Origin of the sequence: Streptomyces spiralis (assembly GCF_014654675.1) — a bacterium.
Taxonomy (GTDB): domain Bacteria; phylum Actinomycetota; class Actinomycetes; order Streptomycetales; family Streptomycetaceae; genus Streptomyces; species Streptomyces spiralis.
Genome location: NZ_BNBC01000037.1, coordinates 1 through 17300 on the forward strand (window position 1 = coordinate 1; position 17300 = coordinate 17300).

The 17300-nt window shown below is 69.6% G+C and carries 10 protein-coding genes and 2 pseudogenes; 3 read left to right on the forward strand and 9 right to left on the reverse strand.

Features of this window, described 5'->3' with window-relative positions; translation table 11 throughout:
- Positions 1–87: 87 nt before the first annotated feature.
- The 6 genes and pseudogenes from IE318_RS30810 to IE318_RS30830 form a co-directional block, all read right to left on the reverse strand.
- A pseudogene (locus tag IE318_RS30810) lies at positions 88–372 on the reverse strand (SbtR family transcriptional regulator); the annotation flags it as partial.
- Positions 373–537: 165 nt separating this feature from the next.
- Positions 538–1218 carry a class I SAM-dependent methyltransferase gene (locus IE318_RS30815; RefSeq protein ID WP_189905606.1) on the reverse strand — a complete coding sequence of 227 codons (681 nt, stop codon included), beginning with the start codon at positions 1216–1218 and terminating at the stop codon, positions 538–540.
- A 528-nt stretch (positions 1219–1746) separates the two neighbouring features.
- A pseudogene (locus IE318_RS45360) lies at positions 1747–2152 on the reverse strand (IS256 family transposase); the annotation flags it as partial.
- Positions 2153–2416: 264 nt separating this feature from the next.
- A complete protein-coding gene (locus IE318_RS30820; RefSeq protein WP_189905608.1) occupies positions 2417–5536 on the reverse strand; it encodes a S8 family serine peptidase in 3120 nt (1039 codons plus the stop codon).
- A 463-nt stretch (positions 5537–5999) separates the two neighbouring features.
- A protein-coding gene (locus IE318_RS30825; RefSeq protein WP_229903840.1) for an IS5 family transposase occupies positions 6000–6826 on the reverse strand; the annotation gives its coding sequence in 2 pieces (ribosomal slippage) (positions 6000–6466 and positions 6466–6826; 828 coding nt in all).
- A 241-nt stretch (positions 6827–7067) separates the two neighbouring features.
- Positions 7068–7673, reverse strand: a complete 606-nt coding sequence (locus IE318_RS30830; protein ID WP_229903841.1) for a TetR/AcrR family transcriptional regulator — start codon at positions 7671–7673, stop codon at positions 7068–7070.
- Positions 7674–7833: 160 nt separating this feature from the next.
- Here IE318_RS30830 and IE318_RS30835 point away from each other — a divergent pair, with 160 nt between their 5' ends.
- Positions 7834–8796: an SDR family NAD(P)-dependent oxidoreductase gene (locus tag IE318_RS30835; RefSeq protein ID WP_189905610.1), complete on the forward strand. Its 963-nt coding sequence runs from the start codon at positions 7834–7836 to the stop codon at positions 8794–8796.
- Between the two features lie 2 nt (positions 8797–8798).
- Here IE318_RS30835 and IE318_RS30840 read toward each other — a convergent pair whose 3' ends face one another.
- Entirely contained in the window at positions 8799–9866 is a 1068-nt protein-coding gene (locus IE318_RS30840; protein WP_189905612.1) for an alpha/beta fold hydrolase, read from the reverse strand.
- A 434-nt stretch (positions 9867–10300) separates the two neighbouring features.
- Positions 10301–11224 carry a LysR family transcriptional regulator gene (locus tag IE318_RS30845; protein WP_189905614.1) on the reverse strand — a complete coding sequence of 308 codons (924 nt, stop codon included), beginning with the start codon at positions 11222–11224 and terminating at the stop codon, positions 10301–10303.
- 580 nt (positions 11225–11804) lie between these two features.
- On the opposite strand from IE318_RS30845, the gene IE318_RS30850 reads away from it, so the two are divergent.
- Positions 11805–13115: an SLAC1 family transporter gene (locus IE318_RS30850; RefSeq protein ID WP_229903842.1), complete on the forward strand. Its 1311-nt coding sequence runs from the start codon at positions 11805–11807 to the stop codon at positions 13113–13115.
- A 293-nt stretch (positions 13116–13408) separates the two neighbouring features.
- On the opposite strand, the gene IE318_RS30855 is transcribed toward IE318_RS30850, so the two are convergent.
- The gene (locus IE318_RS30855; protein WP_189905618.1) at positions 13409–13858 is read right to left on the reverse strand and encodes a DUF6884 domain-containing protein; all 450 of its coding nucleotides are present in this window, start codon (positions 13856–13858) and stop codon (positions 13409–13411) included.
- A 352-nt stretch (positions 13859–14210) separates the two neighbouring features.
- Here IE318_RS30855 and IE318_RS30860 point away from each other — a divergent pair, with 352 nt between their 5' ends.
- On the forward strand, positions 14211–16961 hold the full coding sequence (locus IE318_RS30860; RefSeq protein ID WP_373311329.1) for a multifunctional oxoglutarate decarboxylase/oxoglutarate dehydrogenase thiamine pyrophosphate-binding subunit/dihydrolipoyllysine-residue succinyltransferase subunit: 2751 nt from the start codon (positions 14211–14213) through the stop codon (positions 16959–16961).
- The last annotated feature ends 339 nt before the right edge of the window (positions 16962–17300 follow it).

The following is a 17300-nucleotide window of genomic DNA, read 5'->3' on the forward strand; positions in this document are numbered from 1 at the left end:
GCCCGCACAGCGCGGTGAAGCAGGAAGCCCCCGGAAGGGTCAGACGACCCAGGCCGGAATCCCTGGACTTTAGGCCATGGAGCACGTCAAGTCCGACCGGATGGTCCCGGCTGCGGTCGCGGCGTCCATGAGCGAGGTGAGGGCGTTCATGATCAGCTCGCGACTCTGGGCGTAGGGGTTGACGCCGGAGTCGACGACTGCGCGCAGGGCCTCGGCCATTCCCAGTTTCGCGGTGGCGTAGTCGATGAAGCGCCCCATCCAGGCGCGAAGCGCCTCGTGTGGCGGCATGGCCGCCAGGAGGTCGGGGGCGGCGTCGCACAGCCGGCTCAGTTCGTTGCGGTAGGCGGCCTCGATCAGCGCCTCCCGGGTGGGGAGCGGGGCAGGGCGCTGAGGCGGACTCATCGGCACCCGAGCCGGAACGACTGCGCGGTTTCGAAGTAGCGAGAACACCCTTGATCCATGAGAGGCCGCAGCCCGTTTTCGGTGGCTCGGTCATCCAGTCTGCCCAGATGCCGGGCCTCTTGTGAGCGGAGGGGCTCAGTGCAGCCGTCGCGCACGCAGCACCAGGTCGTCGGTATGGTGCGCGCCGGCGCCGCCGTCGGGTGCCACGCGTGGTCGCTGCTCGTTCACCTCCACCTTCCAGTCATCGGTGAGCAGGGCGGCGACCATCGAGGGCCAGACGTAGTCAGCCGGATCGAAGCCGCTGTCGTGCGCCTGCTGGGTGTCCATCCCCGCGTGGTGTACGAGCAGCAGCACGCCGCCGGGCGCGACGGCCGCGAGCAGCGCTCGCTCGGCTGCGGCGTCGGGGGTGCGCAGCAGGGCTGGATACTGCGCGGAGACCAGGTCGAAGGAGGCTGGCGGGAGCGCCGCTTCCGTCAGCGCGGCGTGTACCCAGCGAACGGCGACGCCTGCGTCCCGCGCGTGCCCGGCCGCCCGCTCCAGCGCCACGCCCGAGACCTCGAGAGCGGTCACGTCCCAGCCGCCGCGCGCGAGCCAGACGGCGTCCGCGCCCTCGCCGCAGCCGACGTCGAGCACCCGCCCGGGCGTGAGCCCGGCGACCTCGGCCACGAGCGCACCGTTGGGCTGGCCGCTCCACAGCTGTTGTCGATCGGCGTATCGGTTGTCCCACTCCGCCCGCACCGCGGGGTCTCCGACGTATCCGTCGCCAGGAAAGGAAGTGTCAGACGCGGGCGATCCCGCTGTGATGTTGTCGGTCACGGGTCCAACGTCACCCATCGTGGCACGGTCACGCCACTCCTGTTGCCGCTCCGGCAAAACGGCGTCCAAGGGGCGAGGAACAGCCGGGCGTAGTCGCACCGGACGTCATCGAAACAGACCGGTCGCGGCATCCTTGACCTGCGCAGTCAATCTTCGATGGCACGAACCGTCGTCAATCAATCTTCGGTGGCAATCGGGCAAGGTTCGCTGTCACAGGTCATCCGCCCCCTGGATTGCTGACCTTCAGCGACAGTTGGCCAGAGGCGGTGGCAAGGCCTCTGGTGGCCGGGCTTCGCTCAAGGTCAGTGCGTCAGGACGAACAGGGCGCGCAGCAGGCCGGTCGCGCGGGCGGGATCGGTGCGGGGCTTGGTGAGGATCCGTCGGTTCGACGAAGCGGCCGCAGCGCCCCGGTCCGCCCCCTTACCGGCCGGCGCGGGGGTTTCGTCGGCGACCCGGCCGAGCTGACCCGGTGAATCCGCGCGGACGTCGCGCGGATGCCGGAGGAACTGGCCGGGCGTCTTCTCCGGGAGCGGGCACGAAGTCCCCCGAGGACGGTCCGTGCAGGTAGCTCAAGGGCAGCACCCCGCTGCCTCTTCCGGGACTTACGGCACCAGGGCGCGAGATCACCGAAGCGAACCGCTTGCGCTCGCCTGTGGTCTCATCGACGCGCTTGTCGTTCACGCGCGGCGCTCGCACCTCGACCGCCCCGGCCGCGGTGGTGACCTTCCTCGGCGTGAGGTAGCCGTTGCGGACGACCAGGCGCCGGCCCGTCTCGTCCCGCTCGTCGGTCAATTGCCTATGTCGGCGCTGACTTCGCCGCCAGCGCGGCGGCGAGCATCCGCCTGGCGCCTTCACGGACGATCTCGTCGATCAGGGAACCTCCGCGTGCTCCCCGAGCTTGCTCCACAGGTCTTGAGCATTGCTCCCCGGGCAGTTGCGGCTCCTCTCGATCACCGGATGAACCCTCGAAAGGTCCAGGTTCCGCCGAGTGACAGAAGAAGTGCGCCCTGGTGGAGCCGCCGCTCGTACCGCCCGGCTGGCCGCGGGGGCCTGCGGCGCACGACTCGCTGTGCCGTTGCGCCGAGGAGCAGGATGCCGGCTCCGTGGACTCCGGGACGTGAGCGAACCGGTGGGGCGGGAGCCGCTCGGTTCCGCCCCACCGGCCACTTGGGAGCCACGGCTGGCTGGGGTTACCGCGTCACTCCCAGGAGTACTGGTTCGTGGACACCAACTGGCCTGGAATCACCTGCCCCTTGGTGCGGAGCTCGGTGTACGCCCAGTACTCGACGTCAGGCGTCAGCGGAGCACCCGGCCGCAGTTTGTACTGCGGTGTCGTGCCGCGCTCCACTGCGGTCGGCAGTTCCAGCGTCGCCGGCGTGTAGTGGCCGTTACGGCTGAGGACGACGTGGCCGAGCCGGTAGTCGGCGACCGGGCTACCGGAGTCCTGTGCGAAGACATACGCCGTGTACGTGCCCGCTTCCGGCATGAAGACCCAGGCCCGCTCGGAGCTGCTCCAGCTGGCGGCGCTCCGGTAGACCAGCTTGTCGCCCTTGTACAGCCAGAGGTCGAGGTTGGTGTCCGGGTCGTCGGTCGCGGTGTCCACGACGATTCCGGCGCTGCCCGCCGGCACCTTGAAGGAGTGCGCCTGTACTCCGAGGGCCTTCCGGTCGAAGACCCCGCCGCTGACCCCGGTCTGCATCGAGTACGACTCCCGCTGCATGGGGGCGTAGCCGGTCGACCGGCCGGAGACCGGGCCGGTGAAGCCCGGCTCGAACATGCCGTAGGTGCCGTCGGCGAGCCGGCCGAACTCTTCCAGGTTGTCGTCGTACTGCCGGGGCGAGATGCCCCACGGGCGCGCGGCGACCGGGATCCGTACCTGGTGGTCGGTGCCGCGCCAGGTGATCGCGCCGGTGACGTAGCGGTCCCACGGTGCGCTGCCGCGCCGCAGCGTGATGGTGACCGTGGCGGTTTCACCCGGTGCCACCGTCACCGTTGCTGGTGCGAGGCTCACCTGCATGCCCTCCAGCCCGCTCGTCGAGGCATGGTACGTCTCGCGCTTGCTGTCGACGTTGGTCAGCTTGCGGGTCAGCACCACCGGCTTGGTGCCGTCGTAATCACGCAGCCCGATCGACGGCAGGTTCAGCTCGCGGCCGTCGGGCTGAGCCGCTTCGCTGAAGGCGGTCAGACTCTTGGCGTCCGGCTCGATGACCAGTCCCGGATCGCCGGCCCGCTTCAGCGACGGCAGCCCGCTGCCCTGGGCCAGCGGGCTGGTGTTGCCCACGGTGCTGGCTGTGGTGTGCAACGCCGAGGCGACCGCGCCGGGCGTCCAGCCGGGATGCTCGGCCCGCAGGATCGCGGCCTCACCGGCTACGTGCGGGGCCGCCATCGAGGTCCCCGAGTACGCGTCGTACTGCCGGCCGAAGTTTCCCGGCGGGGAGACGGCCGCGATGATGTCGCTTCCGGGGGCGACCAGGTCGGGCTTCATCAGCCCGGGGTGCATCTTGTCCGGGCCGGTCGCAGAGTAGTCCGCGATGGTCGGCACACGTGGGGCACCGGAGCCGTGGCTGCTCGAAGTGAGCAGTGCGGTGCCGTCGGCCGGGTGCCTCATCAGGTAGTTGAAGATCTTGCCGGCCTGGTCCCTGGTGTTCAGATAGAGCACCGGGAAGTCGTAGATGCTGTTGACCCGGAAGTTGCCATTGGGGTCGAAGAGGACCATTGCCGCCGCGTGTTTGGCCTTGAGCTCCTCCACCGCGCCGTAGGGGCTGTCCAGGGCGCAGGCGACCACCTTGCCCTTCACCTTCGCCGCGTCCAGACTGCCCGGCTCGCAGTACGCCGACCCCTCCTCCAGTGTGCCGGCCTGCTCGCCGAAGACCAGCGGCAGGGATCGGCCGCCGGGGAGCACGTCCAGCGAGGCGCCGGTGATCGAGGTGCCGTCGCCGAGCCGGACGGTTCCCTCGTTCACGTAGGTCACCGCCGCGCCGACGGTGGTGACCCACGGCTGGGTGTTGCTGACCGCGCTGCTGAAGCCGGAGTTGCCGGCCGCGGCCGTGACGAAGACTCCGGCCAGCGTGGCGTTGAGGAAGGCCTGGCCGATCGGGGTGTTGGGCTCGCTGTCCCCGAACTGCGTCCCGATCGAGTAGTTGAGCACCTGTACGCCGTCGGCGACCGCCGCGTCGATGCCCGCGATGATGTCGGCGTCGTATCCCGAGCCGCCCCAGAGGACCTTGTAGACGGCGATCTGCGCGTCCGGGGCCACACCGGAGATCGAACCGAAGTTCCGCCCCGAGATGGTGACGTTGTCGACGGGCAGGCCGGCCGCGGTGGACGCCGTGTGCGTACCGTGCCCGACCATGTCCCGGGGGGAGAGCACCTCACCCTCGGGCAGCGTGCCACCCGACGCCGCGAGGTAGGTGTCGGCGAAGTACCGGGCGCCGACGATCTTGCCGTTGCAGTGCTGGGCGGCGAAGGTGTAGCCGGTCTGGCAGGTGCCGTGCCAGCCCGCCGGGGCCGTCGATATCCGCTTGGCGAACGACGGGCTCTCCGGCCAGATCCCGGTGTCCAGGACGCCGATCACGGTCCCGGCGCCGGTGCTTCTGCCCGGCTTCCGCGCGGCGGACTTCTGCGCGCCGGCCGCCGGCGAGTCGGTTGCCCGGGCGCCGGTGGTCGACGCCCCAGTCCTCGCTGTTCCGGCGGTGCCCGTCGCGGTGCCGGTCGTCGGCTGCGGCGTGGTGTCACCAAGAGACGCCTGGCTGGTGCCGACCACCTGGGACTTGGTGACCGAGCGGACCCGCTTGTCCGCCTTCAGTTCCTCGACCTGAGCGGCGGTCAGCGTGGCGGAGAATCCGTTGAAGGCCGTGGTGTAGACCTCGTTGACCGTGAGGCCGGCTGCTTTGGCCACGGCCGTCCGCCGGGTGCCGAGGTGCTTCCGGTACGCCTTCGCCGCCCCCGACTGCGATTCCAGCGGCTCGCCCGGCGCCGGGCGGGTCCGGGCCAGCCCTGAGAGCCGGCCCGTGTACGTCGCCACCGGTTCCTCGGCGAGTTGCACAATGTACGGAGTGCGGCCGGAGGGCTTTTGCTTGTGTTTCGCATCGGACTCACCGGTCTGGCGAGGTCTGAACCGGCCGGCGCCCCCGGTCAGGTCGACCCGATCTCCGCCGGGTCGCAGTCCAGAGCTGACACCGTTGCCCACCGAGGTGTCCGGCTCGGCGGCTGCCGCCGTTGCCGTACCCGCGGTGGCGACCGTGCCGCCGCCGGCCAGGACGAAGGCCAGCAGGGGTATGGCCAGCCTCCGTCGCTGGGTTCGTCTGCTCGTAGCCACGAGACTCCTTCCAGTAGCTCCCTCATGGGAGCGATCCCATGAGCGTCGACGCTCTCTCTCGGGATGTGAGAGGGGAGCGCGACCTACCTAACTGGACGTCAGTTAACAAGGTGTTACAGGTTGTTTCAGACGCTCACGTGGCCACAGTGGCTGTACTTCTCCGGGAAGCAGGGGACCCCGTCGAGGACGCTCCGGCCCCTTGCGATCGCACGTACCGGACGCCGCAGGGCCCGACCTTCGGGCGGACAACGCGAATGTGTCCCGTCCTGGTGTTCCATCCCTTCGGCCCCATTTGGTCCCGGGGCCGGAGGCGAGTCGGTGCGGGCGCCGGCGTCTGTCGAACGAATGTGGCCGGCCTGAGGCTGTCCAGCGCAGCCAAGGCGGATCTCCGCCGTCATGGGACGGGGTTCGCCTGCCGTGGTCGAACGATGACGAGGCCGTCGGCGACGAAGTCTTGGAACTCCTAACGAAGTGAAAGCTTCTTCACTCGGCGCCGGCAGATGACGCTGCAGGCCAGGCTGAGGAAGGCCTTGTGGATGTCGTCGTGGATTTCCCAGCGGATGCGTAACCGGCGGAACCAGTGCAGCAGCGCGTAGCTCTGCTCGACCACCCACCGGTGGACGCCCGGACCTGAGCCGTGGTCGGTGCCGCGGCGGGCGATGACGAGGGTGATCCCCAGGGCCCGGACCTGCTTGCGGTACTTGTCGTGGTCGTAGCCGCGGTCGGCGTAGAGCGCGACCGGTCGCTGTCGGGGCCGCCCTCGTCGGCCGCGTACGGGCGGGACGGCCTGGATCAGGGGGACGAGTTGGGTGACGTCGTTGCGGTTTCCGCCGGTCACCGATACCGCCAGCGGGATGCCGTGCCCTTCGGTGATCAGATGGTGCTTGGATCCTGTTCGGGCACGGTCGACCGCACTCGGTCCTGTTTTGGGCCGCCTTTGAGCGCCCTGACGTGCGAGCCGTCGATCACCGCCCTCGACCAGTCCAGCGCGCCTGCGGCGTTCAGTTCAGCCAGGAGCGACTCGTGCAGACGCTGCCACACACCCGCGTCGTTCCAGAGACGCAGGCGCCGCCAGCACGTCATGCCGGAACCGAAGCCCAGCTCCTGCGGCAGGAACTCCCACGGAATGCCGGTGTACAGCACGAACAGGATGCCCGACAGCACCTTCCGGTCGTCCAGGCGCTTACGGCCAGGGTGATCGGCACGGCGCGGCGCCACCGGCAGCAACGGCTGGATCCGCGACCACAACTCGTCCGACACGATCCACGGCGGCTGCTCGCCCCTTCTCATGTGCAGGTCAACAGCCCATCAGGTGGCCACATCCCAAGGACAGAAACGCCATTCTGTTAGGAGTTCTCAGGTGTGAGGCACGCGCCCTGAGTTCGGGCACACGGTCCAGGACGATGCCGAAGTGGTCGCCGTGCGCCGCGAGGACGGTGTCCGCTGGGAACTCTCGTTCCCGTCGGTCCCCGGCGTCCGTGACGATCAGTGGCCGCGGGGCGGATGCCCGAATCGACGATGGACGTTCTTCTCAGCGCCCTGACGGGCCCGGGCAGGGTTTCACGATGCCGTGCAGGAGCAGGTCGATGAGCCGGGTGGCGAGATCGCGCCGTCCCTCGCTCGAGGTCATGAGGCTTATCCCGCCGAGGGCCATGAGCACATCCCGGGCGTCGACTCCGGCGTGGGCCGGGGACTGACCCTCCCCTGCGGCAAGCAGGTGCGCGATGGCATCGGTGAGCAGGGCCCGGGTGTTCATCTTCTCGCCATCGTCGGTCAGCACCACGCGCAGCGCGTCGGCCATGGCTTCCTTGGCGGTCATGAAGTCGATGAAGTGCTCCATCCATGTCCGCAAGGCGTCCACTGGTGGCTGCGTGGCCACCAGGCGCGGGGCCGAATCGCACAGGCGCTGCACTTCGTGCCGGTAGATCGCCTCGATCAGCAGTTCCTTGGAGGGAAACCGGCGGTAGAGCGTGCCGACGCCGACGCCGGCCGCGCGGGCGATGTCCTTGACCGAGGCCCCTGCTCCTTCGCGGGCGAACGCCGCAGCCGCTGCCTCGAGGACCCGGTCCTCGTTGCGCTGCGCGTCGGCGCGCAGGGACCTGGGGCGCCCCACCGCGCTCCCGTTGTTGCCGGTCAAACCACACTCCCATCGTCCCGTACTTGCAAGCGGAACCAGTTCCGCTTAGTGTCGCGAGCGAACCGGAACCGGTTCCGGATGCGAGAGTACGGCGCCACCCTGCCCGCGCGCCACCGGCCGGTGCGCACGCCGCCCCTTCACCGCCTTCCTGGAGCACCTCATGACCGACAACCTGATCACCACCCCCTTCGGGGCCCGGACGACCGCCGCCGAGGTGCTGGCAGGCGTCGACCTCGGGGGCAGGCGAGCCGTCGTCACCGGCGCAGCCTCCGGAATCGGACGCGAAACCGCCCGTGTCCTGGCCGCCGCGGGCGCCGAGGTCACCATAGGCGTCCGCGACCTGGCCGCCGGGGCGCACGTCGCCCAGGAGATCACGCCGGAGAGCGGCCCGGGAAGCGTGCACGCCGCGCTGCTCGACCTCACCGACCTGGCCTCGGTGCGCTCATTCGTGGAGACGTGGCACGGCCCGCTGCACATGCTGGTGCTCAACGCCGGTGTGATGGCCTCACCTCTGGAGCGGACGAAGGAGGGTTGGGAGCTTCAGTTCGCCACCAACCACCTCGGGCACTTCGCCCTCGCCACCGGCCTGCACGACGCCCTGGCAGCCGCCCACGGGGCGCGCGTGGTCGTTGTCAGTTCCGTGGGTCACGTCAATGGCGACGTGCTCTTCGACGACATCAACTTCGAACGGCACCCCTACGACCCTTGGGCGGCCTACAGCCAGTCCAAGACCGCCAACGTCCTGTTCGCCGTCGAGGCCGGCCGCCGCTGGGCGTCCGACCTGATCGCCGTCAACGCCCTCAACCCCGGCCGCATCACCTCCACCCGGCTCGGCCGCCACATCGGGGACGTCTCCAACAGCCCGACCTCCTTCGAGGCCGCCAGCACCGACGTGTCCTGGAAGGACATCCCGCAGGGCGCCGCCACCTCGGTACTGCTCGCCGCCTCCCCCCTGGTCGACGGCGTGACCGGCCGCTACTTCGAGGACTGCAACGAGGCCGGCCCACACCGGCCCGGGATTCGCCGGGGAGTGGCGGCCCACGCCGTGGACCCCGAGCGGGCAGCCCACCTGTGGCAGGTCTCCCTCGAAATGCTCACTGCCGCCGCGTCGACAACCGCCTGACTTCAGAAACGGTCCACGTCCACGACGGCCTGGGCGAAGGCCGTGGGAGCCTCTTGCGGCAGGTTGTGACCGATGCCCGACAGCGTCCGGTGCTCGTACGGGCCGACGAAACGGTCGCGGTAGGAGGCGCCGTTGCCGGGCGCGGTGAACGGGTCGCGTTCGGGATCGAGGGTGATGGTGGGGACGCTGATGGTGGGGCGCGTGGCGAGCTGCTTCTCGTAGCGGTCGTAGCGGCGTTCGCCGTCGGCGAGGCCGAGCCGCCAGCGGTAGTTGTGGATCACGATGGCCGCGTAGTCCGGGTTCTCGAAGGCCCGGGCGGTGCGCTCGAAAGTGGCGTCGTCGAAGTGCCAGGTGGGGGAGACGGTGTCCCAGACCAAGCGGCACAGGTCGTGCCGGTCCGTCTTGTCCTCCATGGCGAGGCGGCCCCGCTCGGTTGCGAAGTAGAACTGGTACCACCAGGTGTGTTCGGCTGCGGGAGCCAGTGGCTTCTTCTGTGCGTCGACGTTGGTGATGAGGTATCCGCTCACCGACACCAGTCCCTTGACGCGTTCGGGCCAGAGGGCGGCGATGATGTCGGCGGTGCGCGAACCCCAGTCGAAGCCGGCGAGAAGGGCGTTCTCGATCTTGAGGGCGTCCATCAGGGCGATGATGTCGAGCGCGATCGCCGACTGCTGGGCGTTGCGGAACGTCCGGGAGGAGAGGAAGCGCGTCGAGCCGTGACCGCGGAGGTAGGGCACGATGACGCGGTAGCCCTGCTCGGCCAGGAGTGGGGCGACGTCGACGTAGCTGTGGATGTCGTAGGGCCAGCCGTGCAGGCAGATCACGGCCGGGCCGTGGGCGGGTCCGGCCTCGGCGTAGCCGACGTCCAGCACGCCGGCCCTGACATGCCTGAGCTTGGCGAAGGAGGTGTGTGTGCCGGGCGTCAGCGCGGGAACGGTCGGCGTCGGTGTGCCGCCGGCCTTGCGTGGGGCGGCGGAGGCGTGCGGGAGGCCCTGGAGGCCGACGAGCGAGAGCGCGGCCGCACCGGTGCCCAGGCCGGCGGTCTTGCTGAACGTACGCCTGCTGATCATGTGAATACTCCGTCGTACGGGTGTGAAGGCAGAGGTGTCTGTCGCAGGAGCCCCCGCCCGGGAACCGTCACCGGTCTGGCTGGTGCGGGGTGTGAGGTGACTGTTCCATGCAAGTCGTCACCAGTCAAGCCGGTGATTCGAACCCGGGCGGTGACAGCCGTGCCGTAGGGCACCTGCGCGGCGTCGCGGGCGAGTTGCGGATGGCCGACGTCCGCTCCCGGGTGGCTCTCTCCCCGGCCGCTCAGGGCTCGGCCGAGGTCGTAGGCGAAGCTCATGCCCATGGGGCCCAGGCCGACGACGCCGACCTGCTGTCCATGGGTTCCCGGCGTGGTGGCACGCATGCCGTGTTTCTGCCTTCATGTCGCATCAGCGATGTCGGGAGCGACAGGAAATCAACGAAATCAATTGACCAGCATGAAGGATCGTCGGGGTGCCTATTGCCTGTACGGGTCGCCTTCCGGAAGCCAGGCGTCAGGGTCGTGAATGCCGAAGTCACCGAGGCCGTCGGTGAGCGCGCCCACGGTGTTCAGCACCGCCGGGCGCGTCTCGCCGCGCCGCCACACCAGGGACCAGGTCCAGTAGACCTTCGGCTCTACCACGGGGCGTGCGACCAGTTCGCGTGGGAGCTGGGTGGTCTGCGCCTTCGGAGAGTTGAGGATCGGCGCGCGCGATCGACGTACGTGGTCGAAGAACGTCGGACCGGTGATGCCGCCGTCGGAAATGTGAGCCGTCCGGGCGCCGGTGTCGCGGGCAAGCTGCTCGGCGTAGGCGTTCCAGGAGGACCAGGCGGTGGCATCGCCGTCCAGCAGGACGACGACGTCACGGGCACGAACCTCGGCCTCGTCATGGCCGACGGAGACCGCGTACAGGCGATCGGCGCCGACAAGCCGGGCGTTGAGACCCAGTTCGTCCAGATCCTCCTGGCGGACCCAGCACACCGCGAGATCCAGGCCGCCATCCGCGACCCGCGCGGCTTGCGTGTGCGAGGGCGCGACCCAGGCATCGACGTGCACGCGCGCCACGGTGGAGGTCCGCGCGGTGAGGTCCGCGGGCAGCCAACTGACGTAGCCGAGGCGGACCGGCTCGGAGCCCGCCATTTTCGCCGCTCGGTTGCGGAGGTCGTCGGCACTGTCCAGCAGGGAGCGGACGTGCGGGAGGAGTGCCGCTCCAGCCGGTGTGAGGGCGACCGAGCGGCGGTCCCGGTCGAACAGACGCACCCCGAGGTCGCGCTCCAGCGCCTTGATCTGTTGGGACAAGGACGGGCCGGCGATCAGGAGCCGGCCGGCGGCCCGCCCGAAGTTCAGCTCCTCGGCGACCGCGAGGAAGTACCGCAACTGGCGCAGTTCCACCTCAGTCATGCTACGCGTGGTGAGAGGCCCGACCTACCAGGTGCGGAGTCCGCGGCTGAGCGGCTGCGACGCTCGCGCCGTGCTCGATCAGCGCACGAGCGAACGCACGCCCCTGAGAACACCGCCGCCCTCGCGGCGGTGACCCAGCGTCCGGAACGACACGATCGACGATCTCCAGACCCCGGGCCACCTCGGCCAGTGCGTCCGCGCGGACCTTGCCCTGCTCGGCGGTGATCAGCGCGGCATGAGTGGACCGGCGTTGTCCGTCTGTCCGGGCGACCGGCTGTCCGGGCGACCGTCTGCGGGCGGCCGGCGAGGCTCGGTCGGCCTGAGGCGCTGTGTCTGACAACGGGGTCATGCCGGGCTCCCGGCGACCGGCCGACTGGTCCGGTTCTTCGAGGGCCTCCCCACTGTGTCAGGCGCTCGATGTGTGCCATGCGGCGCTTACATCAGGACATGATCGACAGTGCTGCCCCGACCCGACCATAGGGTTCGGGGAATGAATGATTCCCCGTGCGCCGGCCCTTCGGCGCCTACGGCAGACAGAACGAGTCGTCCGCTCCTCGGCCCCAGTTGGTTCGCAGCCGTGATGGGCACCGGCATCGTCGCCGATGCTGCGGTCACCCTGCCATGGAGATTCCACGGACTGCTGGCTGCCGCCACGGTGGTCTGGCTGGGGGCTGCGCTCCTGCTGATACTGCTGGCCGTCGGTTACCTCCGACAGCGGGCGCTCCGGTTGCATGCCGGTGATCCGGTGATGGCCCAGTTCTTCGGCGCGGCACCGATGGCGCTGCTCACGGTGGGCGCCGGGGCTCTTCTGCTCGGCCGTCGGCTCATCGGGCCCGAGGCGGCGCTGGACGTGGACTGGGTGCTGTGGTCGCTCGGCACCGTACTCGGTCTTGTCACGGCATGCACGGTGCCTTATCTGATGGTCACACGGCACCGCTTCGGGCCGGACGCCGCGTTCGGAGGCTGGCTGATGCCGGTGGTGCCGCCGATGGTTTCGGCCGCGACGGGTGCACTGCTCGTCCCTCATGCACCGGCGGGGCAGCCACGGCTCGCCCTGCTGCTGGGCTGCTACGCGATGCTCGGGCTCGGCCTGGTCGCCACCCTGCTGGTGCTGGCCATGATCTACGGTCGGCTGGTGCACCACGAGGCACCCGCTGGTACGGCGGTGCCCACGGTGTGGATCGGGGCGGGGGCGTTGGGCCAGTCGGTGACGGCGCTCGGCGCGCTGGCGACTGCGGCGCCGGGCGCCCTGCCCGCGCCCTACGCGCGGGGCACCGCGGTGTTCGCGTTGCTGGGCGGGATTGTGGTGTGGGGCTTCGCCATGCTGTGGGTCGTGCTGGCCACGGGGCTGACGGTACGGACGATCCGGGCCGGGCTGCCTTTCGCGCCCACATGGTGGTCCTTCATCTTCCCGGTGGGTGCCTGCGTGACTGCCACCTGCGCCCTCGCGGCGCGGACCGGTTTGGACATGTTGATCTGGGTCGCCGTGGTGTTCTACGGGCTGCTCGTCATCGCCTGGGTGGTGGTGGCCGGCCACTCCCTGCGCCATGCCGCCAGGCATATGTCGCTCCGGTCCGTGGCCGCGCACGCGCGCCGGCGGGGCGTCGAACCGGAGGGGCCGTTCGACGGGGCGACCGAGCTCCGGGGCACCGTCCGTACCACCGCCGGCGGCCGCCCGATCCCGGAGGCACGTGTCACTCTCATCGATCCGGCGGGCGACGTCGTCGGCGTGACGCTGACCGCCGCGGACGGCTCCTACGCCTTCACCGACCTTGCCGGAGACCGCTACACCGTCGTGGCTGCGGGATATCCGGCTCAGGCCATGCCCCTTTCTCTCGACGGCAGCGGCCAGGGCGTCTTCGATCTGACGCTGGCACACGAGGAGGGCTGAGCAGCAGGCAGCCCCTTTCACGGCGGGCCTGCTCCGCGCGGCGCTCGAGGTGTACGCGCAGCTGAAGGCGGCACTGACCACGTCCCCCGCGGGCGCGCCGGCCCATGAGCGAAGTCGACCGGGCCCGACGGCAGCGCAGTGCCGTCGGGCCCGGTCGACAGATGATCCGGGCAGCTCGTTCGTGCGACGCTAGGGGAGCGCCCGGCCCATGGTGGATGCGTGTCCGCGGCGCCGGCCGGTTCGGTCCCCGCCGACGGCCGGGCGGTCTTGTGGCGATCACATGCGGCCTGTCGTCAGATGCCCGTCCACTCCTTGCGCAACGCTGCCAGGCGGGCCATTTGCTGACCCATGCCGCCTGCTCCGGCCAGCGGCGTCCGGGCGTGCGGCCAGATGGCGCGGACGAGGTCCACGTGTCGTGCCCCGCCGAGCGCCACCACGGGGTCGAGGAACACGATGCCGCGCCGAGTCGCCTGTTCCAGAAGAACCTCGGCGGTTATGGCGTCGGCTGCTCCATGGGGTGTGTCGTACGGCTCGATGACCTCGTCGAGGTCGAGCAGCCCGTGGCGTGCGGAGAGAATGAGCAGCCGCTCGGATTGCAGCGCGTCAGCCGCCTTGCGGCATGCCCGGTGGTAGGAGCCGACGTACATGTCCGCCGCCGGTGCCGGCGCGCTCAGTTTGCGGCTGCCGCACGGGATGACGACGAGTTCTGGTCTGAGACAGTCGAGGTGGTCGTTCGCGGACATGCCTGTCGTCCTGCCTGTTCGTGTGAGACGTGAGCGGTGCTGATGACGTACGCACGCCGTCGGATCGCAACGCGCGGTACCCGGTGTGCGGGCCTCAGCTGGGCAGTGGCAGCATTCCACGCACAATCCGGCCGCTTGATGCGATGTCCTCATGTGCCGCCGTCATGGCACATTCGGTGTCTTTCTCGCCGCCTGCGACGTCATACCGTGGACGGTGCGACGCGGTCGGGCAGTTCCCTTCCTCGGCGGACGCCAGATACCAGCGGCGTCTTGGGCAGGATTCGGCTGATCAGCAGGACCCGCCGCGTCCGTCATTGGTCGTATGCAATGAGGAAAGAAGGCGATCCACATCGTGGAGTCGCAATCCCGCGCCGGACAGCCGGTGCTGAATGGGCTGGAATTCGGCCTCAACGAATGGCTCGTGGACGAACAGTACGAGCGGTACCTGAACGATCCAGGGTCGGTCGACCAGACATGGAGGGACTTCTTCTCCTCCGGGACCCCGGTGTCCGCCCGGCGCGAGCGGAGCGACTCGACGACTGTCGGTGACAGTGCGAACGAGGCGGCGGTCAAGGCGGTCCGCGTTGCTGCGCTCGTCCACGCGTACCGGGTGCGGGGCCATCTTGTGGCCGACACCGACCCGCTCACGACGGAGCCGGTGGTCGCACGCCCGGAGCTCGACATCGCGGCGTTCCAGCTCGGCGACGACGATCTGGACAGGACGTTCGTCGTCGACGGCTTCGCCGGGCAGGCGACCATGAGTCTTCGCGACGTTCTGCAGGTCCTCCGGGAGTCCTACTGCCGGACGGTCGGCACCCAGTACATGCACATACAAAGCTCGGAAGAACGTCACTGGGTCCAGCAGCGGATCGAATCGCCTCACCCCCGGCCGGACCGCGCCGAACAACTGCAGATCCTCTACCGGCTGGGCGCGGCAGAGGCGTTCGAGACGTTCCTGCACACCAAATACGTGGGCCAGAAACGCTATTCGCTTGAAGGCGGCGAGTCCGCGATCGTGCTGCTGGACGCCCTGCTGCGCCGCTCCATCAAGCAGGGGGCGAAGGAAGCCGTCATCGGTATGGCACACCGCGGCCGGCTCAATGTGCTGGCCAACATCGTCGGCAAGTCCTACGCGGAGATCTTCCACGAGTTCGAGGATGCGGCGGACATCCGTTCGGTCCAGGGATCCGGGGATGTGAAGTACCACCTCGGGGCGGAAGGGACCTACCGTGCCGTGGACGGCGGGACCATCGCCGTCTCCGTCGTGGCGAACCCCTCGCATCTGGAGATCGTCGGGCCGGTCGCCCAGGGAGTGGTCCGCGCCAAGCAGGAGCTGGCCACAGGCGGTGGCGAAACCTTCTCCGTCCTGCCCGTCGTCGTCCACGGGGATGCCGCTTTCGCCGGTCAGGGCGTGGTCGGCGAGACGCTGAACATGTCGCAGCTGCCCGGCTACCGCACCGGCGGGACGGTCCACATCGTCGTCAACAACCAACTCGGCTTCACGACCGCACCGGCCCACGGCCGCTCGAGCACATACGCCACCGATGTGGCAAAGACCATCGAGGCCCCGATCTTCCACGTCAACGGAGACGACCCCGAGGCCGTCGTCCGCGTCGCACGGTGGGCCTTCGACTACCGGCAGACGTTCCACAAGGACGTCGTCATCGATCTCATCTGCTACCGGCGCCACGGACACAGCGAGGTCGATGATCCGTCCATCACCCAGCCGGCGCTGTACGACCGCATCCATGCCCGGCCCTCCGTGCGCAAGCTGTACGCCGAGGCGCTGGTCCGCCGAGGAGACATCGACGAACGGCAGGTGGAAGGCGCCCTGCGGGACTACCGGCAGCGCCTCGATCGGGCCTTCGTCGAGACCCAGGCGGTGCCGGTGCCCGACCACTCCACGGAGCGCGCCGTCCCCGTGCACGCCGAGGGTGGCGCGGCCCCTCACCTGAGCACCGCGATCACGGAGGCGACCGCCCGGCAGGTCATCGCGTCCCAGACCGGTTTGCCGCAGGGGTTCACGGTGCACCCGCGCGTTCTGCCGCAGCTGCAGAGACGTACCGCGATGCTGGATGCGGGAACGATCGACTGGGCCACCGCAGAAACTCTCGCCCTCGGCTCCCTGCTGCTGGACGGGATTCCGGTGCGGCTGGCCGGGCAGGACTCCCGCCGCGGCACGTTCGGGCAACGGCACGCCGTGCTCACCGACCGGCGCACCGGCGAGGAATACACGCCGCTGAGCTCCCTCGGCGGGCGAGCCGCGCGGTTCTCACCCTACGACTCGATGCTGTCCGAACTGGCGGCGCTGGCCTTCGAATACGGCTACTCCCTGGCACGGCCCGACGCTCTGGTGCTGTGGGAGGCCCAGTTCGGGGACTTCGCCAACGGTGCCCAGACCGTCGTCGACGAGTACATCGCCTCGTCCGAACAGAAGTGGGGGCAGCGCTCCGGGGTGACGCTGCTGCTGCCGCACGGCCTGGAGGGACAGGGACCGGACCACTCCTCCGGGAGGATCGAGCGGTTCCTCCAGCTGTGTGCGCAGGGGAACATGACCGTCGCGATGCCCTCGCTGCCGGGCAACTACTTCCACCTGCTCAGGCAGCAAGCGCTCGGCGAGCACAGGAGGCCACTGGTGGTGTTCACTCCGAAGTCGATGTTGCGTTCCAAGGCAGCCACCTCCACGCTGACGGAGTTCACCACGGGCGGGTTCCGCGCGGTCGTGCCGGACGAGACGGCCGATGCCGCTCGGGTCGGGCGCGTGCTGGTGTGCTCGGGGAAGATCTTCTACGACCTGGACGCGCACCGGCGAAGCTCCGGTCTGACGGACACCGCGATCCTCCGCGTGGAGCGTCTCCACCCGTTCCCGGAGCAGGAGCTCAGCGCGGAACTCGCCCGTTTCCCGGCCGACGCCGAGGTGCGATGGGTGCAGGAGGAGCCGGAGAACCAAGGAGCCTGGTCCTTTGTGAGGCCGTACGTGCAACGGCCGGCCAACCGTCCTGTCGAATGCGTCAGCCGCCCGCAGGCGTCGGCCCCGGCCGGTGGCTCCGCCCGACGGCATACCGGCGAGCAGAGGAATCTCGTGGCATCCGCTTTCCGCTGACCACGCCGATTGTCACGGAGCGGAAGGCGGGCTCCCGCGGTACAGCACGCGACCCGCTGTTGCGGACCCCCCTCGGCCACATCCGAGGGGGGTCCGCATGTTCGACTTGGTCCGCTCGTTGGGAGCCGGGGCGTCAGTGCCGTGCCACCGCCTGCCCCCGGTGGGTGGAGAGCCGAGGGCTGTCAGACGTCCGGCCGCGGTCGGCACAGCACAGCAGACCATACCGATCCCCACGCGGCCCAGGACGAACAGCGAGAGCCGCGCATGGGCGCACCCGCGTGCCGCGACCACGCTTGGCGGTGCCGCATCGCGGGACGCACTGGCCGCTCAAGGTTCGCC